This window comes from Jannaschia sp. L-14R (genome assembly GCF_056857695.1).
On the sequence record NZ_JBSXNP010000010.1, the window covers coordinates 575,316 to 597,170 of the forward strand.

Annotated in this window: 22 protein-coding genes; 13 read left to right on the plus strand and 9 right to left on the minus strand. The window is 58.8% G+C overall.

Annotation, left to right across the window (positions count from 1 at the left end):
• Positions 1 to 202: 202 nt before the first annotated feature.
• Positions 203 to 868, minus strand: coding sequence for a L,D-transpeptidase (locus tag AC13C2_RS11165; RefSeq protein ID WP_092761879.1), 666 nt, complete (start codon positions 866 to 868; stop codon positions 203 to 205).
• Positions 869 to 1,421: 553 nt separating this feature from the next.
• Between AC13C2_RS11165 and AC13C2_RS11170 the strand changes: the two genes are divergently transcribed.
• The 8 genes from AC13C2_RS11170 to AC13C2_RS11205 are packed head-to-tail and all read left to right on the plus strand — an operon-like array spanning position 1,422 to position 9,806.
• The gene (locus tag AC13C2_RS11170; RefSeq protein WP_175495816.1) at positions 1,422 to 1,691 is read left to right on the plus strand and encodes a DUF5676 family membrane protein; all 270 of its coding nucleotides are present in this window, start codon (positions 1,422 to 1,424) and stop codon (positions 1,689 to 1,691) included.
• Positions 1,688 to 3,442 (plus strand): DUF3141 domain-containing protein, encoded by a 1,755-nt coding sequence (locus tag AC13C2_RS11175; protein ID WP_424338166.1) that lies wholly within the window; start codon positions 1,688 to 1,690, stop codon positions 3,440 to 3,442. The genes AC13C2_RS11170 and AC13C2_RS11175 overlap by 4 nt, the downstream gene beginning before the upstream one ends.
• 18 nt (positions 3,443 to 3,460) lie before the next feature.
• Positions 3,461 to 3,646 (plus strand): hypothetical protein, encoded by a 186-nt coding sequence (locus AC13C2_RS11180; RefSeq protein ID WP_424338167.1) that lies wholly within the window; start codon positions 3,461 to 3,463, stop codon positions 3,644 to 3,646.
• Entirely contained in the window at positions 3,643 to 4,851 is a 1,209-nt protein-coding gene (locus tag AC13C2_RS11185) for an acetate/propionate family kinase (protein ID WP_482886841.1), read from the plus strand. The genes AC13C2_RS11180 and AC13C2_RS11185 overlap by 4 nt, the downstream gene beginning before the upstream one ends.
• A gap of 3 nt (positions 4,852 to 4,854) precedes the next feature.
• A complete protein-coding gene (locus tag AC13C2_RS11190) occupies positions 4,855 to 5,883 on the plus strand; it encodes a bifunctional enoyl-CoA hydratase/phosphate acetyltransferase (protein WP_482886842.1) in 1,029 nt (342 codons plus the stop codon).
• Between the two features lie 44 nt (positions 5,884 to 5,927).
• Positions 5,928 to 6,695, plus strand: coding sequence for an enoyl-ACP reductase FabI (fabI, locus tag AC13C2_RS11195; RefSeq protein ID WP_482886843.1), 768 nt, complete (start codon positions 5,928 to 5,930; stop codon positions 6,693 to 6,695).
• A gap of 48 nt (positions 6,696 to 6,743) precedes the next feature.
• Complete coding sequence (locus tag AC13C2_RS11200; RefSeq protein WP_482886844.1) at positions 6,744 to 9,179, plus strand: copper-transporting P-type ATPase; 2,436 nt, start codon at positions 6,744 to 6,746, stop codon at positions 9,177 to 9,179.
• A 15-nt stretch (positions 9,180 to 9,194) separates the two neighbouring features.
• Positions 9,195 to 9,806 carry a hypothetical protein gene (locus AC13C2_RS11205; RefSeq protein ID WP_482886845.1) on the plus strand — a complete coding sequence of 204 codons (612 nt, stop codon included), beginning with the start codon at positions 9,195 to 9,197 and terminating at the stop codon, positions 9,804 to 9,806.
• Positions 9,807 to 10,121: 315 nt separating this feature from the next.
• On the opposite strand, the gene AC13C2_RS11210 is transcribed toward AC13C2_RS11205, so the two are convergent.
• The 5 genes from AC13C2_RS11210 to AC13C2_RS11230 form a co-directional block, all read right to left on the minus strand.
• The gene (locus AC13C2_RS11210) at positions 10,122 to 11,447 is read right to left on the minus strand and encodes an APC family permease (RefSeq protein WP_424338453.1); all 1,326 of its coding nucleotides are present in this window, start codon (positions 11,445 to 11,447) and stop codon (positions 10,122 to 10,124) included.
• A gap of 153 nt (positions 11,448 to 11,600) precedes the next feature.
• A complete protein-coding gene (locus tag AC13C2_RS11215; RefSeq protein WP_339643831.1) occupies positions 11,601 to 11,987 on the minus strand; it encodes a DUF302 domain-containing protein in 387 nt (128 codons plus the stop codon).
• Between the two features lie 189 nt (positions 11,988 to 12,176).
• Positions 12,177 to 12,662, minus strand: coding sequence for a c-type cytochrome (locus AC13C2_RS11220; RefSeq protein WP_482886846.1), 486 nt, complete (start codon positions 12,660 to 12,662; stop codon positions 12,177 to 12,179).
• 139 nt (positions 12,663 to 12,801) lie between these two features.
• A complete protein-coding gene (locus AC13C2_RS11225) occupies positions 12,802 to 13,134 on the minus strand; it encodes a YncE family protein (protein ID WP_482886847.1) in 333 nt (110 codons plus the stop codon).
• Positions 13,135 to 13,261: 127 nt separating this feature from the next.
• On the minus strand, positions 13,262 to 13,870 hold the full coding sequence (locus AC13C2_RS11230) for an RNA polymerase sigma factor (RefSeq protein WP_482886848.1): 609 nt from the start codon (positions 13,868 to 13,870) through the stop codon (positions 13,262 to 13,264).
• A gap of 610 nt (positions 13,871 to 14,480) precedes the next feature.
• On the opposite strand from AC13C2_RS11230, the gene AC13C2_RS11235 reads away from it, so the two are divergent.
• Together AC13C2_RS11235 and AC13C2_RS11240 are read left to right on the plus strand one after the other, a co-directional pair.
• Positions 14,481 to 14,963, plus strand: a complete 483-nt coding sequence (locus tag AC13C2_RS11235; protein ID WP_424338452.1) for a hypothetical protein — start codon at positions 14,481 to 14,483, stop codon at positions 14,961 to 14,963.
• Positions 14,964 to 15,080: 117 nt separating this feature from the next.
• The gene (locus tag AC13C2_RS11240; protein ID WP_482886849.1) at positions 15,081 to 15,773 is read left to right on the plus strand and encodes a CBS domain-containing protein; all 693 of its coding nucleotides are present in this window, start codon (positions 15,081 to 15,083) and stop codon (positions 15,771 to 15,773) included.
• Positions 15,774 to 15,985: 212 nt separating this feature from the next.
• On the opposite strand, the gene AC13C2_RS11245 is transcribed toward AC13C2_RS11240, so the two are convergent.
• The 3 genes from AC13C2_RS11245 to AC13C2_RS11255 form a co-directional block, all read right to left on the minus strand.
• The gene (locus AC13C2_RS11245) at positions 15,986 to 16,222 is read right to left on the minus strand and encodes a YrhK family protein (protein ID WP_092761904.1); all 237 of its coding nucleotides are present in this window, start codon (positions 16,220 to 16,222) and stop codon (positions 15,986 to 15,988) included.
• 123 nt (positions 16,223 to 16,345) lie between these two features.
• Entirely contained in the window at positions 16,346 to 17,356 is a 1,011-nt protein-coding gene (gene cydB / locus AC13C2_RS11250) for a cytochrome d ubiquinol oxidase subunit II (RefSeq protein WP_482886850.1), read from the minus strand.
• 10 nt (positions 17,357 to 17,366) lie between these two features.
• A complete protein-coding gene (locus AC13C2_RS11255; protein ID WP_482886851.1) occupies positions 17,367 to 18,785 on the minus strand; it encodes a cytochrome ubiquinol oxidase subunit I in 1,419 nt (472 codons plus the stop codon).
• 489 nt (positions 18,786 to 19,274) lie between these two features.
• Here AC13C2_RS11255 and AC13C2_RS11260 point away from each other — a divergent pair, with 489 nt between their 5' ends.
• The 3 genes from AC13C2_RS11260 (at position 19,275) to AC13C2_RS11270 (ending at position 21,647) form a co-directional block, all read left to right on the plus strand.
• The gene (locus tag AC13C2_RS11260; protein ID WP_424338373.1) at positions 19,275 to 19,460 is read left to right on the plus strand and encodes a hypothetical protein; all 186 of its coding nucleotides are present in this window, start codon (positions 19,275 to 19,277) and stop codon (positions 19,458 to 19,460) included.
• A gap of 142 nt (positions 19,461 to 19,602) precedes the next feature.
• Positions 19,603 to 20,949 (plus strand): phospholipase D-like domain-containing protein, encoded by a 1,347-nt coding sequence (locus tag AC13C2_RS11265; protein ID WP_482886852.1) that lies wholly within the window; start codon positions 19,603 to 19,605, stop codon positions 20,947 to 20,949.
• A 5-nt stretch (positions 20,950 to 20,954) separates the two neighbouring features.
• A complete protein-coding gene (locus AC13C2_RS11270; protein WP_092761916.1) occupies positions 20,955 to 21,647 on the plus strand; it encodes an endonuclease/exonuclease/phosphatase family protein in 693 nt (230 codons plus the stop codon).
• Positions 21,648 to 21,855: the final 208 nt, after the last annotated feature.

Genomic DNA, 21,855 nt, shown 5'->3' on the forward strand with positions numbered 1-21,855 from the left:
CTGGCCGCGCCGGGACAGAACGTCGCGTCTGCGCGCCTTCTGCCACAGGACAACTGCTACTGGTATGAACATACCGGACCTGTGGAAACGACATTGCTGCCGCTCGTGAACGTCGACGGACAACCTATCTGCCTTCAAAGCAAGACATGACCGATCATCCGTCGATTGAGTTAGAAGCCTTTGCGAGAACCGCAGGTGCGACTCAGCTTCGGGCTGTCACGGCATCTTCAGCAGGGTAAAGGACAGCGGTCGATTCCATAGCAACAGTCGGGTAGAGATCGTTGATATGAGCCATCACCATGCGGACGCAGCCGGAACTCGCCCGGCTGCCGATGGAGCGCGGTGACGGGGTGCCGTGGATCCGTAGATAGGTGTCTCGGTTGCCGACATACAGATAGAGAGCACGCGAACCGAGTGCATTCTCGGGGCCAGGCTCCATCCCTTTCGCATACTTCGCATAGACTTCGGGTTCACGCTTGATCATGTTCTGCGTCGGGGTCCAGTGGGGCCACTCTACCTTACGCCGGATCTTGTAGGTGCCCGGCTCATACAAATCGCCACGGCCAATGGCGACACCGTAGCGCATGGCCGTTCCGCCCGGTTCGATGTGATAAAGATATCTCGCAACGGCATCGACGTGAATATCGCCCGGTGTGAGCGTGTCATTGGCTTCCACCCGCGTAGGCATGAAACGTGGATGCAAGCCCCACGGATTCGAGACAGCAGGATCATAGTTCGGAGGCGTTATCTGAGCATCCCACTCCGCCTTCTGCGCGTCACTCGGCCATGTGCTGGCAAACGCCGGGCGGGTAAGCGCAACCGAGAACAACGCTGCGGATGTCGATATGAAATGTCTTCTTTTCAGCATGTTATTCAGGTCCCTTGAGAAAGATTTGTCCGTTCGCCTATCAAATAGCTTCTATTGAAACTAGAGCTTCAAGCGTTTGTTTCAACTGTCGCAGCTGCATGCAACCAGGAGAATGTTTCAGAGACCTTTCCGCACCAACTTCTCAATCCTTCGAGAAACATGGTCGGTCTTGCCCCCAAGCGTGCGCGCCAAAGCATCTATGCGGCGCGACGATTACCTACACCGACTTCAGTCAGAAACTATAATAACAGATTGGTGTGCGAGAAAAATGCGGGCGAACTCTTGCCGGGTCTGACGGCAAACGTTCATTCCTGTCGCTGAACGACCGGTCCAACCTGGCGATATAGTACGCCGGGCCCATCCACAGACTTACACATTTGCCGGATCATCTTCCGCCGCGTGGTTCCTGCAGTCGGACCACAACAGACGTCCATTCCAGATTTCTTGCGCTGATCCTGTAACGGATTCGCACTGCCAACGTCCTCATAACGATCCCGCGGAAACGTGGATTTGATCGTCGTTGCGCGACCTCGCGCTTTGAGGAGAGGCCAAAATGTCAGATACCAAATCCATCCGCATCTATCCGGTCGGCATGTCGCTGGGCATCCTGCTGGCGTTCAGCTTCGCACTCTGCGTGCTGTTCGGGCTCCTGTTTCCTTGGGCAACGATGTATCAGGCGTGGCTACCTTTGCTGCCCGGCGTAAGCTGGATCAGCTGGCCAAGCGCGCTTCTGGGCCTCGTCGAAAGCTTTGCTTACGGCTGGTACATCGCCGTGATCTTCGTGCCCGCCTGGAACTTCTTCTCAAGAAGGGCCATGGCATGAACATCGTCACGCCGATGAAACCGCTGATCGCCGCAAATACAGAAGCCGCTAGTGAGCGGGTTGTCAGCACGCACGCCCCACCCGATCCGCTTGCCTACGGGCGCGATCTTTGGGAACGCTCGGTGCTGTTTCTGGATACGCTGCGCCAACGGGCCGACAATATGATCGCCCATGACCGGGCGGGCATGCCGCCGTTGCTGGATTTCAAATACGAAACCCTGCTGGATGCGCGGCAGTTCGAGCGTCCGGCCAATTACGCCCTGCTGAGGGTCACCGAAGTCGACGGAAACTGCTGGGACGATTGTGTCGATGCAGCAAAACCGCCTGTCATCGTCGTCGATCCCCGTGCGGGCCATGGGCCGGGCATCGGCGGGTTCAAACGTGACAGCGAGGTCGGCATGGCGATGGCCGAGGGGCATCCGGTCTATTTCGTCATCTTCTTTCCGGAACCTGAACCCGATCAAACGCTGGAGGCTGTGCTGTTCGCCCTGCGCCGTTTTGTAGAAGAGGTTGCGGCGCGTCACGATGACACGGCCCCGGTTCTCTATGGCAATTGTCAGGCTGGCTGGGCGGTCGTTCTGCTGGCGGCGCATTGTGAAGGACTTGCCGGGCCGGTCGTGCTGAACGGGTCGCCGCTGTCCTATTGGGCGGGCGAGGAAGGCGTGAACCCGATGCGCATCTCTGGCGGCTTGCTGGGCGGTGCGTGGCTGGCCCACCTGACCGCCGATCTGGGCGACGGGCGCTTTGACGGGGCCTGGCTGGCGCAGAATTTCGAAAGCCTAAAACCAGAAAAAGCGATCTGGGAAAAATACGCAAATCTGCTGGAAAACGTGGATACCGAGCGCGACCGCTTTCTCGAGTTCGAACGGTGGTGGAACGGGTTCTACACTCTCAGCCGCCCGGAAATTCTGTCGATCACCCAGAACCTGTTCATCGGCAACCGGCTGGAAAGCGGCGAGATGCCGATCGGCGATCATTGCGTGGCCGATCTGCGCAAGATCAAAAGCCCGGTGATCGTCTTCGCCTCATACGGCGACAATATAACGCCGCCCGCGCAGGCCCTGGGATGGATCCCGGTGGTCTACAAGGACACCGCCGACCTCAAGGCGGCGGGACAGCGTATTGTCTATCTAACCAACGATCATGTCGGACATCTTGGCATCTTCGTATCGGCCTCGGTGGCAAAGCTTGAACACCGCGCCATTCTGGAAAGCCTGGGCAGGATCGAAAAGCTGAAGCCCGGTCTCTACGAAATGAAAATCGACAATCCGTCAGGCGATCCCGACTGCCACGCGCCACACTACAAAGTGCGGTTCGAGCCGCGCAAAGTAAGTGACCTTGACGCCTATGCGCCGGACAGGGGTTTCGATGCTGCGCGGCGCGCGTCGGAAATCAACGAGGCATTCTATGCGACATTCGTCAGCCCCTGGGTGCAGCTGATGACAACCCCGGCCAGCGCCGAGATGATGAAATGGATGCACCCCATGCGCACAAGCCGCCTGATGTTTTCCGAACGGTTCAATCCGTGGATGCGTCTGGTCCGACAGGCCGCGGACAACATTTCCGGGACGCGCGAACCGCTCGACCCGAACGATCCGATGATCCTGCGGGAGCGGGCGGCCATCAAGGCAATCGGCAAGGCCATCGAACGGGCGCGCATCGACCGCGACGCCAAGTACGAACGCGCTTTCAAAACGCTCTATGGCGGCGAAACGTCTGACATCGAAAATGATCCCTACATGCCCGTCTGATCGGGGAGGAGACTGCAAATGCAATGGATTGCCGAAAATTGGCTGCTGCTGGCCGTGGGCGGCGGAATGATCGCCATGCATCTTTTTGGCCACGGCCATGGGCACAAGGGCGGGGACAAATCCACACATCCTGGCCCGACCGAAAAGTCAGAAGCATCTGGCATGGAAAAAACTGACCAATCGGATGAAAGAAGGCATCAATGACTGAACAAGTCATCCTGACCCTCAATGCGGGATCTTCGTCACTCAAATTCGCGCTGTTCACTGCGGCCAGCCAGCCAAAACGGCTCTGGTCGGGGGCGATCGACCGGATCGGGATGCCCAATACCCATTACCAACTCAGCGATGCGCGCCATACCGTCGTCGTCGATGAACCGGGCCATCTGGGTGACCACGATATGGCGCTCACCCGGTTGCTAGGCGCCATCGAAAGTCTGCCGGGGGGGCTGGACCTGGTGGCCGTCGGCCACCGGGTCGTGCATGGCGGGCCGGACTGCGACTGCCCAAAGCGCGTCACGCCGGCCCTTCTGGCCCGGTTGCGTCGGCTGACTCCGCTTGCCCCGCTGCATATGCCACCCAATCTGGCGGGAATCGATGCGGTTCGCAAAACCCGTCCCGACCTGCTGCAGGTGACCTGTTTCGATACCTCCTTTCACCACGATCTGCCCCATCTGGCCCGGATGACGCCCCTGCCCCGCGCCTATGCCGATGACGGCATCCGGCGTTACGGCTTTCATGGTCTGTCCTATGAATACATCACGGAGACCCTGCGTCAGGACGGCGTGGATACCGATGCAGAACGCATTATCATCGCCCATCTGGGCAATGGCGCGTCGATGGCCGCGCTCCGGGGTGGTGAACCTGTCGAGACCAGCATGGGGTTCTCTACACTTGCCGGTCTGCCGATGGGCACGCGCACCGGTGACCTTGATCCCGGTATAATCCTTTTCCTCATGCAGGAAAAAGGCATGTCAGTCGATGACATCGCCGATCTGCTTTATCATCAGAGCGGGCTTCTCGGGGTTTCGGGTCTGAGCCGCAACATGCAGGATCTTCTGAGCAGCCATGAAGCCCCGGCAGCGGAAGCCGTCGACTATTTCTGTTATCAAGCCAAGCTCCAGCTGGCGCGACTGACCGGTGCGCTTGGCGGGCTCAACCGTCTCGTGTTCACCGGCGGTATCGGCGAGAATTCGGCCGAGATACGCGGACGTATCTGTGCCGGTCTTGGCTATCTCGGGGTCGAGGTGGAAAGCGGAGCGAACAAGGCGGGCAATACGGTGATCTCGAAATCGGGGGCGCGCGTGATCGTCGAGGCGCGCGCGACGGACGAAGAAAAGATGATCGCACGGCATGTCGCGGCACAACTTGCCATTCATCCGATGTCACATCGAACCGGCACGGAGGGTTGATCCATGACGGTGCACCCTGAAAAGCTGCAGCATTTGATTGACAAGGCCATGGGTCAGGAACCGGTGCGTGTCGCGGTCGTCGATGCGGCACAATCCGTGGTTCTGGAAACTCTGCGGGACGCCACGCGTGCCGGTCTCGCCGAACCGCGGCTGATCGGCGACCCAGAGGCGACGCTGCGGCTGTGCCGCGCCCTGGACTGGACCCCTGATGCCGAATGGTTGATTGCTGCCCGATCAGATGCCGAAGCCGCAGCGATCGGAGTGAAGCTGGTGCGCAGCGGCGGTGCCGATCTTCTGATGAAGGGCAACATTCATACCGATATCCTGATGCGGACCGTTCTGGATGGCGCGACCGGACTACGTTTGCCTGATCGTCGGTGCAGTCACGTCTTCGTAGTCGATATTCCAGGGCATGACCGGCTGATCGGGATTACCGATGCGGCCATCAATATTACCCCCGATCTCGCCGCCAAGGGCGAGATTTGCCAGAATGCCGTCGATCTGTTTCACATGCTCGGTGTGGCCGAACCGCGCGTCGCGGTCCTTTCGGCGGTCGAGACGGTGACAGCCAGCATCGCCTCGACGCTCGATGCGGCCTGCCTGACGCTGATGGGGCGGCGCGGTCAGATCACCGGCGCATATTTCGACGGGCCGCTGGCCTTGGACAACGCAATTTCGCAACGCGCCGCCGCTGAGAAAGGCATTCTGTCGGAGGTGGCAGGCCAGGCCGACATCCTGCTGGTGCCAGATCTGGTGTCGGGCAACATTCTTGCCAAGGCGCTGGAATATCTCGGCGGCGCAGTCGCAGCCGGTGTCGCCTTGGGCCTTTCGGCCCCAGTGGTGCTGACGTCGCGCGCCGATCCCGCCCCTGCGCGGATGGCGTCGCTGGCGATTGCGGCGCTGATGTTGCGTCACAGCAAGGCGCAGAAGATGCCGCGCCCGTCGGCAGAGACAAGCGTCGCCGCCGCCCCCCAACACAATCCTGCCTGTTGCGCGCCCGGCCTGACAGCAAACCAAGCAAAGTTGGCATGATGACGGTTTCAATCCCTTCACCTGACCCCGGCAAGTTGCTCGACATGACTGGCAGGAAAGGCCTTGTCGTCGGCATCGCCAACGAAAGCAGCCTGGCCTGGGCGTCTGCGCGCAATTGTCATGCAGCGGGCGCGGAGCTTGCGGTAACCTATCTCAACGACAAGGCGCGGCGGTTTGTGGAACCCCTCGCGAAGTCCATAAATGCGCCGATCCTGTTGCCCTGCGACGTGACTCAGGACGGCCAGCTGGAGGCAGTATTCGACACCATTACCAAGACCTGGGGGCGGCTCGATTTTCTTGTCCATGCCATCGCCTGGGCGCCCGCGGGCGACCTGCACGGGCGGCTCGCGGATTGTTCGGCAACTGGCTTTGCGCAGGCGATGCAGGTGTCGTGCCATTCTTTCATTCGTATGGCCCGGCTCGCGGAGCCGCTGATGACGCGGGGCGGCAGCCTTACGACGCTCAGCTTTCTCGGGGCCGAAAAGGTCGTGGATCATTATAACCTGATGGGGCCGGTGAAGGCCGCGCTGGAAACATCGGTGCGCTATCTGGCACATGAACTGGGACCGAGGGGCATCCGCGTCAACGCAATCTCCGCCGGGGCAGTCAAGACCCGCGCGGCCTCGGGAATTGAACATTTCTACGAGCTGATCCGCGAGACGGAAACCAAATCACCGCTGCGCCGCACCGTGACCGCCGACGAGGTGGGACGCGCCGCCCTTCTTCTGGCCAGCGACCATACAACCGGCATCACCGGAGAAATCCTGCATGTCGATGCCGGATTCCACGTCGATGGCATGATCTTTCACTGAACACAGACCTGCGTCACGGGCGCGGAACAAGGACCGGAAGGACACAAGATGAACATCAACAAAGGCAGTTTGGCAAAAGCCAACGACGCCCATGACAATTACGATACCGTTCCGGAGGGGTATTCTGGCACCGTTTATACCTGTTCGATGCACCCCGAGGTGCGCAGCACCGAAGAAGGATCTTGCCCGAAATGCGGTATGTTCCTGACGCCCGAGGGCGAAGCCGCGGAGCATGGGCATCACGGACATGCAGACCACGATCATTCCTGTCACGACCACTCCAACCATGGCCATGCACATGGTGCGGGGAAGGCGGATGCGAAGGGCGGCGAATACGACACCGTGCCCGACGGATATGACGGCACGATCTATACCTGCCCGATGCACGCGCAGGTGCGCCATCCCGGCCCCGGGTCCTGTCCAATCTGCGGCATGGGGCTGGAGCCTGAAACAATCAGCCTGGAGGAAGACGGTCCGAACCCGGAACTGGTCGATTTTACCCGACGCATGTGGGTCGGCGTCGCACTGACGATACCGCTGCTGATTATCACTATGCCAATCTATTTGGGCTATCCGCAAATCCGTGAATTCTTTGGCGAACAGACTTCGCTCTGGATTGAGGTGTTGTTGTCCACGCCGGTCATTCTGTGGTCTGGCTGGCCGTTTTTCACCCGTGGTTACAATTCGTTCCGCACGATGAACCTGAACATGTTCAGCCTCATCAGCATGGGTGTCGGCGCGGCCTTTATTTTTTCGATGGTCGCTGTTCTCATACCCGGCATATTTCCTGACGGATTCCGCGATCCGGAAACCGGCGCAGTGGGCGTCTATTTCGAGGCCGCCGCCGTCATCGTCACGCTGGTCCTGCTGGGCCAGGTGATGGAGCTGCGCGCCCGCGAAGGCACCGGCAAGGCGATCCGGGCTTTGCTCGACATGGCCGCCAAGACGGCGCGGGTGATCCGCCCCGACGGCACCGAAGAGGAAGTCGAGATGGACCAGGTGCAGTTGGGCGATCACCTGCGGGTGCGGCCCGGTGACAAGGTGCCGGTCGATGGCGTCGTGGTCGAAGGCCGCTCGTCGGTGGACGAGTCGATGATCTCGGGTGAGCCGATCCCGGTCGAGAAAACCGCGGGAGACAAGCTGACCGGTGCCACGATCAACGGCACCGGCAGTCTGGTGATGGAGGCGACCCGCATCGGGGCCGACACCATGCTGAGCCAGATCGTGCAGATGGTCGCCAATGCGCAGCGCAGCCGCGCACCGATCCAGAAATACGCCGACAAGGTCGCGGGTCTGTTCGTGCCGGTGGTCATCGGTGTCGCCATCCTATCGTTCATCATTTGGGGTATCTGGGGGCCGGAACCTGCGCTGGCCTATGGCCTTGTCTCGGCGGTTGCCGTCCTGATCATCGCCTGCCCTTGTGCGCTTGGCCTGGCCACGCCGATGTCGATCATGACCGCGACGGGGACCGGGGCGCAGATGGGCGTCCTGATCAAGAACGCAGAAGCTCTGGAGCGGTTCGAGAAGATCGACACGCTGATCGTCGACAAGACAGGCACGCTGACCGAAGGTAAGCCGAAACTGGTCGCGGTGCTGCCCGAGAAGGGCCATGACGAGGCCGAAGTGCTGCGTCTTGCCGCATCACTGGAACGCGGGTCGGAACACCCGCTGGCCGAGGCCATCGTGCGCGGTGCCGAAGAGCGCGGCGTCGAGTTGGTCAAGGCCGAAGATTTCGAGGCTATCACCGGCAAGGGCGTCAAGGGCATCGTTGACGGCAAGGCCGTTGCGTTGGGCAATGCCGCGCTGATCAGGGACATGGGGCTGGACAGCGGCGCGTTGGTAAGCACCGCAAATGCGCGGCGCGACGAAGGCGAAACGGTGATGTTCATCGTGCTGGACGGGGCCATCGCCGGGCTGGTCAGTGTTGCCGACCCGGTCAAGGAGACCACGCCAGCCGCGCTCAAGGCGCTGCACGAACTGGGCTTTCGGATCATCATGGCGACCGGCGACAACGAACGCACCGCGCAGGCCGTCGCCAGCCGCCTGGGCATCGACGAGATCCGGGCCGACGTGCTGCCTGAAGACAAGGCGCGCATCATCCGCGAGTTGCAGGATCAGGGCAGGAAGGTCGCCATGGCCGGAGACGGCGTGAACGACGCCCCTGCCCTTGCGCAGGCCGATGTCGGCATCGCCATGGGGACCGGCGCGGATGTGGCGATCGAAAGCGCGGGGTTCACATTGGTAAAAGGCAACCTCGACGGGATCGTGCGGGCACGAAAGTTGAGTCTTGCGACCATGGGCAACATACGGCAGAATCTGTTTTTCGCGCTGATCTACAATGCGTCCGGTGTTCCGATTGCGGCCGGTATCCTGTTTCCGTTTTTCGGCATCCTGATCGGCCCGATCTTTGCCGCGTTCGCGATGAGCGCATCGTCGCTGTCGGTGGTTCTCAATGCGCTACGGCTGCGACGGTTGAAGTTTTGAACTGGAGTTTGTTCGATGAGGAAACCTGAATCTATGCGCCCGATCCGCAGTGCTGTGGGCGGGGTGCTGGCGACCTTTCTTTTCGCCACGATGCCGATTGCCGGTGCGCAGGCGCATAGCTTTTCGCTGGGCGTTTCAGCGGATGGATCAGACCTGCCAACAGCTCTCGACTCCGCGATCAAGGGCATCTTGCTGGCCACTCGGGAGCGGGACAGCCACGCGAACGAAACTTCGGACGGCCACCTCGGCGGGCTTGATGTTTTCCTTGTTCCCCTGCCGACCGAGGCCGCGGCAGACATTGATGGACTCCGGGACGTCAATCGACGACCCATCAACATCGCGGTCCTGCTCGGCCCCGGTTCCGGGGACGATCAGGATCTGTCGCAGCTTGACCCGCAAACTGTCGTCGTCCGGCCTGGCAGGATCGTCAGTGAACCGACGGAGGCCGGCCGCGACTTTGAGACCCGGTTTATGACGGCTTATGGTCTGCGCCCAAATCGAGCGGCGATCGAAGGCTATAACGCAGCGCGACGGGTCGACCTGGCATTGCGCTCGACGAATGGCGTTGCCGACCGTCCGGCGTTAATCGACGCGCTGACAGCCACAGCAGACGGGATCGAATGGTGAATTCGAAAACTCTGCATGGCAAAATCCAGAGCATCAAGATCACGCCGCCAAGGACGCTTGCACAATACGTTGGAAACCGCGCTTCGGACTGATTGCCGACCCGCTTTCCCGACATCAACTGGGGAACCGCGGTGTCTCGGTTCGCCAATTTCCCGGTTGCAATCGTATTCCTCAAGCGGTGGCTCTACCAATGATGCCGCACGTCATCATGGGGCCAAGCGCACTGAAGGCCGCGACAGGCATAAGGCGGCGCGAACGGCCTCGCTCGCAGTAATCCAGCTCGCAATAATCAGGTGCCGACAGATGGGCAAATATTCAGTGATCGCTTTCGGAATTTGGCGCGATCCAGCGTGACAGAAAAAACCGCTCGTAGACAAAAACCGTTGTAATCCCAACCACTGCATAAAGCACGATCATAGGATCCGATCCCAGCTTCATCGCCGTGAATGCGATCAGGACAATTGCGTCGAACGCTATTGCGGACAGCAGGATCGCTGCGTTTGCACCAACCTCTTGTCGCAAATATCGCAACACGCCCCAATGCACCAACATATCCATGATCAGATAGAAGAACACGCCAAGCGAGGCGATCCGACTGAGATCGAAAAACACCGCCAGCAGTGAAGCAAGGACGACAGTATAGACCAGCATGTGGGTGAGGATCGGGCCGGACATTCCAAAATGGCGGTGCGGTATCATCTTCATGTCCGTCAGCATTGTCAGCATTCGCGACACGGCAAAAACGCTGGCCAACACCCCGGAGACTGTGGCCACCGCCGCCAGAACGACGGTGAAATAGAATCCGAACTGTCCAAGTGCCGGCGCCGCCGCCTCGGCAAGCGAATAGTCCTTGGCAGCGATAATCTGGTCGATGGACAGGTTCGACCCGACGGCCAGCGCGACCAGCAGGTATATTACGACGCAGATCGCGATCGAGATCACGATGGTCAGCCCGACATTCCGGTGCGGATTGGTGATTTCCCCGCCACTGTTGGTAATCGTCGTGAAACCCTTGAACGCCAGGATCGACAGCGCCACCGAGGCGACAAAGCCGGTAATACTAAACCCGTCAGCGTTGTTGCTGGCCTCTGGAAAGCCGAACCCACCCGACCACAGAGCGACGATGCCGAACAATGCGATGCCTCCGATCTTGATTGCCGCCATGACGATGGAAAGAAGTCCGACGGACCGGTTGCCTGAAACGTTCACGAGAAATGCAAACAGGATCACCGCAACCGCCAGTATCGGCACCAACGGTCCACTCGTGATCTCGAACGGACGAAGGACATAGGTGGCAAACGTCCGTGCCACGAGGCTTTCAGATATCACCATCGACAGCGCCATCAAAAGTGACGCGGCAGCGGCAATCGCGCCCGGACCATAGGCCTTTTGCAAGATCATTGCGATTCCGCCCGAAGACGGCCAGGCATTCGACATCTTGACGTAAGTGTAGGCGCTGAAAGACGTAACAATGGCCCCAAACACGAATGACAAGGCGAAATATGGACCAGCAAGCTGCGCGATCTGGCCGGTCAACGCAAAGATCCCCGCACCGATCATTACACCCGTGCCCATACCGACCGCGCCACTCAGGCTGATGGAGCCCTTTTGCATCGCATCGTCGCCGCTGGAATGTGTCATATGTCTGCCTCGGTTGATCTGTTCTGCGCCTGAGTATCGGATACTCATGCCGGAGAAAATCTGATTGTCCGGCCGAACTGCGCACACCAAACAAACGCCTTCGTAACGGGAAGCGGATTGCTACCCGGTACGCTCTGGTGAACTATGGATAAATCAGATCGCCTGAACCACGCCGCGCAACATATCGCGAACTTGTCCAGCCACATGCTGCAATTGGTCATTGTCGATTCCGGCCATCGACGCTTGCGGATCGACTGCCGAAATTTCGACCCCGGACGGAATCTCTCGCAGGATGACATTACATGGTAACATCGCGCCCACGCGTGGCTCCAAACCGATCGCTTGCCATGCCATGTCGGGATTACAGGCGCCGAGGATCAGGTATCCCGGCATGTCCTTGCCGATTTTCTTCTTCATCGTGGCCTTGACGTCGATTTCGGTCAGAACGCCGAAACCCGCATCGGCAAGCGCACTTCGGACACGACGCTCGATATCATCAAGGGAAGCATCATGGATGGTACGGTTGATCGTATAGCTCATAGATTTTTCCTCATTTTCGCAGATACTTGACCAATACAGCTACACCAAGACAACGAGAAACAGGATCTACAGCATCCATAAACTGCCAAGACCCATGCCAAAACCTGGCATACTACGGCTCCTTTCTAACTTTGAGGAGGCAACCACAGGACCTGATCTGGTCGCAGAAGCCAAATGTATTATACCGGACTAATCATGCCCCTCCTCATCCGCGTCCTTGTCTTCTACATGAACCATCATCGCTTCAATTTCTTCAGGGATATCCGCTTCGGAAAATTTTGCCTGTTCTTCTGCGTCGTGAACAAATGCAATGATCGCGGCCAGTTCTTCGCCGGTCAGGTCGATCACCTCGCCAAGTTCATCCCGCTGCAATTCGACCATCGCCTCTGCACCGCGCCACATGCGTGCTGAAAATTCGAAGGGGTTCATCGGGGAGTCCATGAATTCTGCGTCCAGCATCGGCGCATCGACCCCACCGACCCCGTTGATTGAATGGCAGACAACGCAACCCTTCGACGCGAACAGTTCGCGGCCTTCCTGTGCGTTCATCTCAGGCAATATCAATCCCGATGCCATCATTTCCATATTGGCACCATGGCTATCGGCAAAAGATGGTCCCGCGAATACCGCAAACAGAACAGCAACGGGGAGCGATTTACGAATTGTAACAATCATTATAACTTCCTTTCATACATGGTTCCCAGGATCAGGGACTTGCCAGAATATCGTTGATCTGCCACGCACATGGTATCAAGCTTTCACATTCTAGCGCGAAAAAGCAAGAAGTATACATCCAATACTGCTCGAAAGAACATCATTGCACAGCCACTATCTGATGTCCTTCGCCTTCAATCGGAAAATCTCCTACAGGTGTCAGTGTTGCCTCATCAATGATCCAGACCTTCGATTCGGCTCGTGACGAGACATAGAATGTGCCGGTTCCAGGAATGGTGGTCAGATGATACGGTTCCGGAGATAAGGGAGCAGTTGTCACATCACCCGTCGAAAGCGTCACTGCCGCAATCTTGTCCTCGCCTCGACCGGCAACGTATAGGCTCATGCGATCGTCCGACAGGTCCATCCCGTGCAACTCGCCACCAATGGCAAAGCTGCGCGGAACCGAACCATCATTCAGAAGCAGCTCCATCACATTGCCCTCGTCCGCATCGATGGCATAGAGGATGCATGGTTGGTTTTGTTTTACCTCAACATTTTACACCTTCATTATGGACTTTTGGTCTCTCAAAACATAAGGCTCTATGCGTCGTCCACTCTCAGGCTGGAATTCTATTTCCTAAGGAGCCTTTCAGGGAATGATCAGAGCCACACTGCATAAACTTGCCGGCGCCGCAAAGAGGGCAGATTTCGGTTATGCGTTTCTTCAATTCCGCCCTGGCACGATGGACGCGCACGCGCAAAGCATTCTGACTGACCGCAAGGTCAGCGGCGATCGCAATACGAGGTTCCTCCTGCAGATCCAGTCGTGTCAGCAATTCGATCTGCGCAGGCTCCAATTCTTTCAAGGCCACTGAAATGCATCTGCAAACAGTATCATCTACACCCTCGGTTTCCGGTTCCGTTAGTTTGGCCTCGTTCGCATAGGCGTCCGCCCATGCTTTTCGCGTTGCCTGTCGCCGGTAGTGATCGGTCAGGGTGTGCCGCAAGGTGATACCCAGCCAGGCATCCAGCCGCTCGCCGTTCTTGATAGAGGCATGATTACGAAGAACTTTGAGACAGAAATCCTGAAAAACGTCCTCGGCATCCTGCGGGTTTCTCAGGCGCTTGCGAAGGAAACCCAGGAATTTGTTGCGGCATTCGACAAGCTTTGCCTCAGCGTCGCGGCGCGAAACTTTCGCTGGTCGCTGCTTCTGTTCTATCAACATTTTTCCGCTCCTATCACGTGATTTCGAGCCGCGCCGAAAAACCGATGTCGACGGTCATCCCTGAGAAAAGTAAGGCAGACAGAAAAACCGAACGCGTGCCTTGATGGGCGGTAGGCACTTGGGAAAAGTGGGCAGGAAGGTTTTTGAAATCTGCCAGAGTCCTTCCGCCGACCGGCCATCGCGACGCTGAGGCTGCGGCCCTGATCGCATTTCGTGTCCGGTGCGGACAAAACGGCACCTTTATCGGCGAAGACCCTGTTCTCGACGAAAAGACGGTCGGTTGCAGGGGCAGAACACGATGATCCGCAACGGGGCCACGTCGCAAATGCAGAGATGGCACGCGCCAGGACCGGGCCGGCTCCCGATGGCACTGCGAAACCCCGATCTGTTTGCGTGAATCCGAACATGCGTCCATACTTTCTTATGCTGCATGCAGATTTAGGCCCGAGGTCAGTGCCAGGCTTTGATTTGAGTCAATCTTCAAATTCATCAAAAGCCAGGGGTGGCACGCAGGTCTCGCCCACTGCCACGTGACTGTTCACATCGGGACTTTCAGGATAAAGCCACTGTGTTCCCTATCCTGTTCTGCATTGAAAACATCAGGTTCCACATGCCCGCACCCGTAGCGCTTCCCCGCCGTCTTCCGCCAGAGGTCGACTTCCTTGTCCTGTCATTCCTGGGGCATTTTGCTTGGGAAATATTACAGTCCCCGCTATTCGCGAGTCTCAGCCAGGTCGATCATTTCACCGGCATCGCCATATGCCTGAAGGCAACGCTCGGCGATCTGGCTATAGCGCTTGCGGCTTTCTGGAGCGCCGCGCTTGTAAGCAAAGACCGAAATTGGGTTGCGAACACTGGTCGTACCGCACTTGTGGTTTTCTTCGCGACCGGGTTGCTGGCAACCGTTGGTCTCGAATACCTCAACACCGAAGTGTTGGAACGTTGGTCCTATGACGGAGTGATGCCGACCCTCCCGGTCCTAGGCACCGGGTTGTCCCCGATCCTGCAATGGATTTTCGTGCCCCTCTTGGTGCTATGGTACATGCGTCGACTGGCGATCGGGACTGTCGATCTTGGCCACCATGCGCGCTGACGCTTTGTGCCGAACCGGTAATGTTTCATGGCTTGGCGCGTCTTCTGATCAATAGCCCCGGATACAGCAGTTGACTGTACTGAAGTCGAAAAGTAGCGCGCAAAAGGCGAAACAAGCATGAACGCATCAGATATCATGACGAAAACGGTCATAAGCGGAAGGCCGGACACAACCGTTGGACAAGCCGTCGAACTGATGTCGCAACACCACATCAGCGCCATTCCCGTCCTCGACGACAAGAAACGGATCGTGGGCATCGTGAGTGAAGGTGATTTGATGCCCCGCGTTGAAGGAGAAAAAGGCCAGAGCCGGTCTTGGTGGCTGTCGCTTTTTTCCGTGTCCCAGGCAAATGCCAAGGGCTTTGTGTTGAAGCACGGTCAGTACCTCAGGGACATCATGACCACACAAGTCATTACCGTGTCGCCCGATACACCCGTTGGAAAGATTGCCCGATTGCTTGAAAAACGGCATATCAAGCGTGTGCCGGTAATAGACGATGGCGAGTTGGTGGGCATCGTCAGTCGCGCCAATCTGCTGCAAGCAATCGCAGCACAACCCGTTGTGCACATCCGTGCAGATGCGGACTTGGATGAAAAGCGTGACATCGTTTTGGGTGCGCTGGCCAAGGTGCCAGGATTAAACCCGGTTCATCTGAACGTCATCGTGGCAGACAATCGCGTTGACGTCTGGGGCATCGTGAATTCCAAAGACGAAGAAGATGCGGCCAGAGTTGCGCTGGAAGCGATTGACGGAATTGGAGAAGTGTCTATCAATTTGGGTCGAGTACCCGGCTACGCCTGGGGCATTTAAGGTCCCGGACCACATTGGAAATTCCGGGACTTGCGCTGTCGAGGCTGCGCGCCGAAGCCTGATTCACCACACCTGGGCGATAAGGTGGCTACGGTTAACGTCAACTGCACGATCTGCCCGTTCGATAAAACACTGAAACCTGCGATCCGAGCGAGGATCGACTGCCTTCTAAAGAGCCGTGCTTCCCAGAATGGTCACGCAGTTTGGCTGCATCAGCGGCGATTTGCTGCCTTTTCACGCCGTTCGTAGACAGATTTTGCAACCTCGCCCATTGCACCGACAAGCATAAGGGTCGAACCCAGCACAAACATCCAGACTGCCAACGTCTGCCATGACGAAAACACTTGAAAAAACAATACCGATCCCAGCAAAAACAGCGTGTTGCCAGTAACCGCTATCGTCAGGTGCCAATGGCGGTATTCCCGCACGATCAGTTCAATTCCTGTCATTCCACCCTCATGCTATCCAGAGCCGCAGACCATAGGCGACCCCGGCCACGGCCACGACGCCCACCCCCCAGAGCAGAATGAACCACAGGAGCCGATACCAAAGCGGGCGTTCGGACGCAGCCATCAGTGATACCCTGCATCAGTGTCAATCTTGCCGCGGAACACCCAGTAGGCATAGGCCGTATAGGCCAGAATGATCGGGATCAGGATCGACACGCCCACAAGGATGAATCTCTGGCTGATTTCGGGGGCCGCCGCCTGATAAATCGTGATCGCGCCGGGCACGATAAAGGGGAAGATCGAAACGCCCAGCCCCACGAAGCAAAGCCCGAACAGAGTCAGCATCAGCACGAATGGCCATCCGTCCCGGCGCGCCGCCAGCATTCTGAACAGCAGGATCGCGACGCCCACAACGGCAAGCGGAACCGGAGCGACCAGCAGGATACGCGGCCAGGCAAACCAGTTCTGCCAATAGGCCCCCTCCAGAAAGGGCGTGACCGCGCTGACAAGGGCGATCGCCCCCAGCGTCGCGATGACCAGGCCGGGTGCCAGTGCATAGGCGCGGTCCCGAAGGTCGCCCGTCGTCTTCAGGATCAACCATGTCGCGCCCAATGCCGCATACCCCACGACCACAGCCGCCCCCGTGAGCATCGTGAAGGGCGTGAGCCAATCCCACCAGCCCCCGGCATAGGCCCGACCCTCGACCGTAATGCCCTGCAACACTGTCCCCAGGGCGATCCCCTGCCCCAGAGCGGCGACAAGCGAACCGCCGGTGAAAGCTATGTCCCACAGGAATTGGCCCCGTTTCGTACGCCAGCGAAATTCGAAAGCCACGCCCCTGAATACCAGCCCCAGCAGCATCGCGATGATCGGAGCATAAAGCGCTGGCATAAGAACGGCATAGGCCAGCGGAAACGCCGCGAAGACCGCACCGCCACCCAGCACCAGCCAGGTTTCGTTGCCATCCCAGACCGGGGCGACCGTGTTCATGATGACGTCGCGGTCCTGTGGTTTCGGAAAAAACGGGAACAATAACGCCACCCCCAGGTCAAAACCGTCCATCACCACATAAAGGAAGATCGCAAAGGCGATGACGAAGGCCAATATGCTCGCCAGGTCGGGTATAAGTGTCATCGTCACGCTCCTATTCTTCCTGCGGAATCATCTGGTCGGGATTAACGGCGGAGGCGGGCGTTATCCCCGCGGCCCGTACAGGCTGCCCACTGGTCAGCCCGGGTTCATGCGGCTTCGGCGCAACATTCATCAGCCGCAGCAGATAGAAAGCGCCCGCCGCGAACACGATGCCATAGACTACGATGAATGCCACGAGCGACGCGCCGACCGCCGGGGCCGCAAGCGGTGAGACGCTATCGGTCGTGCGCAACGCACCATAGACTGTGAACGGCTGCCGCCCGACCTCGGTCGTGACCCATCCGGCCAGCACGGCGACGAAGCCGGTAGGCCCCATAACCAGCGCCAGATAATGCAGAGCCCGCCAGTCATGCAGACGCCCCCGCCAGCGGGCCAGCAGACTAAGCAGCCCAAGGCCCAGCATCGCAAAGCCCAAGGATACCATGATCCGGAACGACCAGAACACGATCGGCACCGGCGGCCAGTCTTCCCGTGGAATGCTGTTCAATCCGTTCAGCGGCGCATTCAGATCTCTCTTGAGGATCAGCGAAGACAGCTTGGGAATCTCCAGCGCGTAATCCACGGTCCCGGTTTCCATGTTGGGCCATCCGAACAGGATAAGCGGCGCGCCATCAGGATAGCTCTGGAAATGTCCTTCCATCGCCATGACCTTGGCGGGCTGATACTCCAAGGTGTTCAGCCCGTGCTCGTCACCCGCCAGAATCTGAAGCGGCGTGACCAAGACCAGCATCCACATCGCCATCGAGAACATCTTGCGAGTTTCCGCCCCCGCTCGTCCACGCAGGTAATGCCACGCCGCCACCCCGCCAACGACCAGTGCGGTCGTGAGATACGCGGCAAGAACCATGTGAACCAGCCGGTAGGGGAACGACGGGTTGAAGATCACTTCCAGCCAGTCCAGCGGCACGAATTGCCCGTCGGCATTGGTGGTGAAACCTGTGGGCGTCTGCATCCAGCTGTTGACCGACAGGATCCAGAACGCGGACATCAGCGTGCCCACCGCGACCATCAGCGTGGCAAAGAAATGCAGACCCCGCCCGACCTTCTTCATGCCGAACAGCATCACGCCCAGAAAACCGGCTTCGAGGAAGAACGCCGACAACACCTCATAGGCCATCAGTGGCCCGACGACCGGCCCTGCCTTGTCGGAAAAAACCGACCAGTTGGTTCCGAACTGGTAGGACATCACGATGCCCGACACGACGCCCATTCCGAAGGCGACGGCGAAAATCTTGATCCAGTACTTGAACAGGTTCAGATAGACGTCCTTTCCGGTCTTGAGCCACAGTCCTTCGAGTACGGCGAGATAGCTGGCCAAGCCTATGGAAAACGCCGGAAAAATGATGTGGAATGACATCGTGAACGCGAACTGCATTCGCGCCAGCAAGACAGGGTCGGCAAAAGAAAACATCTGGCACACTCCAGTTTTCGGGCGGAGGCAGGTGTGATCGCATCGGCCCCGATGAGACAACGGCTCCCTGCGGAAAAAGGGGTCGTCTCCGGGGTATGTCTTTCCGCAGCACAGACATAGGCAACAGGTCAAGCAAGCGGTATGCGACAAAATCGTTCAGGATAACCGTGTGATCATCCCTGCTGCGGCAGGCCATGACGGACCGCCCGCGCTGATCAATGTCAAATCGCTCCCTTTCATGCTGGGGAATTTCGGCTCCTCCAGGAACATAGACGGTCGGGACCGTTCGCCCAGCCTACATGAAATAGCCCAAGCATTGCATAGTTTTCCAAAGCACTGGGTTCGGTCGATAAGCGACCCGGCCCCGCCATTCCGCCTCCGGTCTTTCCAAGCAAGCATTCTGAAAGGCGTCTGACATCTCGCTTCCTTCCGTGCCGCAGGGAAAAGTCTGCATCCGCATTTCCGATAACATGCCGCGATCAGTGGGAGATGTTCATCGCCGGACTTTGCCCGGCGTCGGCCAGCCTCGCCTTCGTCGTGCTGATTGCAGAGAATATGTTCGGCAGCGTGATCGGGGTGGTCAAGGCCAATGCGCCATATTGCAGCATGCGCGACAAGCTCATGACGGACCGACAGGCGAAAAGCCGGATCGCAAGGACAGTGACGCGCGGCTGACACCGATAGGTGGCGATATTTCCGTATGCAATGTTGATCGTTCGGTTCGTCTACGGTCTTATGTCCACCACGTCAGTAAAGCGCGCGTCATGACCCGAATGTTCTGTCACACCCCTGCGACCCGACGAAACGGGGTGTGTCGATGACCTGGCTGGTTTCCTACGGGATGATCATTCTTCTGGTTATCGCGACCGGAATCGCCGTTATCTTCGTTTTGCAACAACGTCGTACGCCTCAATCCGCGTCGGCCTGGGTGCTGTTCATCCTTCTGCTTCCCTATGTCGCGATTCCGCTTTTTCTGGCACTCGGATTTCGCAAACAGGGATCAAGATTTCCATCAATCCACTTCAATAACGTCACATCATCCGTTGCCGACGCGCACCCTGTGGCGCAGACATTCTGCCAGTTTGGCATTCCCGGTCCGTCCGATGGAAACGCCATTACGCTGAACATCGATTCAGCCAACGCCAGAGTATCGCTGTTTGAAACAATAGAAGCAGCGACGGTTCGGCTCGATATCATCTTCTATCTTCTGGCCAATGATGCGACGGCGCATGATTTTATTGCGGCGCTGACACGAAAGGCCCGGCACGGGGTTGCCGTGCATCTGGTCCTCGACCGATTGGGTACGCTGCGTGCGCCTTGGGCAGCGTTGGGTGAACTCACTGCCGCCGGGGGAGAGGTGCGGTATTTTTCGCCCTTTCTGCATCCGCCCGATAATGGACACCTGAATCTGCGCAATCACCGCAAGATGGTGATCGCTGACCGTGAACGGGTCTGGGCGGGCGGGCGCAACATCGGCGACGAATATCTGACCGACCGCAATATCTGGATCGACATGGGGTATGTTCTGCGCGGACCAGCCGTGCAGACGTTTCTGGATGTCTTCACATCGGACTGGGATGTGACCGGCAAGACCATCGAACCACTGATCTGTCAGTGTGCGCCTATGGGCCCGGCCACGGTGCAACTTGTTCCCTCGGGGCCGGATACACCGCTGGATGCGCTGCACGATACGTTGGTGAACGCGATCCATCGGGCGCGGCAGAATGTCTGGATCGCGACACCCTATTTCCTGCCGACAGACGCGCTGGGCCAGGCACTGGCCACGGCCGCCCGGCGCGGGATTGATGTGCGGATCATGCTACCCGAACGATCGAACCAATGGACGGCCGATCTGGCACGCGGGGCCTATCTGCGCGACCTTGACGGCGCGGGCTGCCGTATCCTGCGCTTCACTCCAGGAATGCTGCACGCGAAGGCCGGTGTGATCGACGACATGGCATGGATCGGCTCGGCGAATTTCGATGTGCGCTCCATGCTGTTGAATTTTGAAGCCGTACTGATGATCTATGACACGGACACGGTGCGCGGGGTGCGCGACTGGTTCGAGGCAGTGGCCTCCGATTGCGCGGTAGGCATTGTCCGGCCGGGCCTGCTCCGGCGCATCGCCGAGGGCGTATTCCGGCTGGGGGCGCCGATCCTGTGACCGACATGACCTTACGCATCGCCACCTACAACATCCGCAAGTGCCTTGGCACCGACCGGCGCCGCGATGCCCAGCGCACGCTTCGTGTGATCGAAAGACTCGATGCCGATATCGTCATGCTGCAGGAGGCCGACATGCGACTGGGCCATCGCCCACCCGCATTCTCGCCCCACCTGTTGCAGGCGCACGGGCTGCGCCATGTCGCCTTCGACCATGGCCGGGACAGTCTGGGCTGGCACGGCAATGCCATTCTGATCCGCGACGAGATCGAGGTTCTGTCTACTGACCACGCGGACCTTCCGGGGTTCGAGCCACGCGGCGCCGTCCTGGCCGAACTTCGGTATAAAGGGCGCGACATTCGCGCAATCGGCGTCCATCTGGGCCTGCTGCGCCGATCACGTCGCGCGCAGCTGACGGCATTACAGCAATTCTCGCGGCATGATGATGCCAAGCCGACCGTTCTTGCAGGCGATTTCAACGAATGGTTCGGCGCGGCGCATCTGACGGCGATGGGCACGGCGCTCCGGTTGCTGCCCGCGCCGCCCACGTTCCACGCCCGGCGACCCGTGGTGGCCCTCGATCGGATCGCCGTCACCCATCACTTCGAGTCTCATGGTGTCGCCGCGGCCCTGACCCACGATACCCGACGGGCCTCCGATCATCTGCCACTGGTCGCCACGCTTGATCTGAAGGATTGACATGGATGCCCCTTTCCCCGGCCGAAAAATGCACCACCCTCGTGCCCGTTGTGCGGCGGCGCCCGAACCGTCGGCCCCCAACACATCATGGCTTAGGGGGCTGGCGCAGGACGACGGTCGACTTTCCTGCCCGGACTCTGAACCTTGGCTTTGCAGTTGCCCTGGCAAGACGATGACCTGAGTTGTCGCGATCGTGCATTTCGAAATT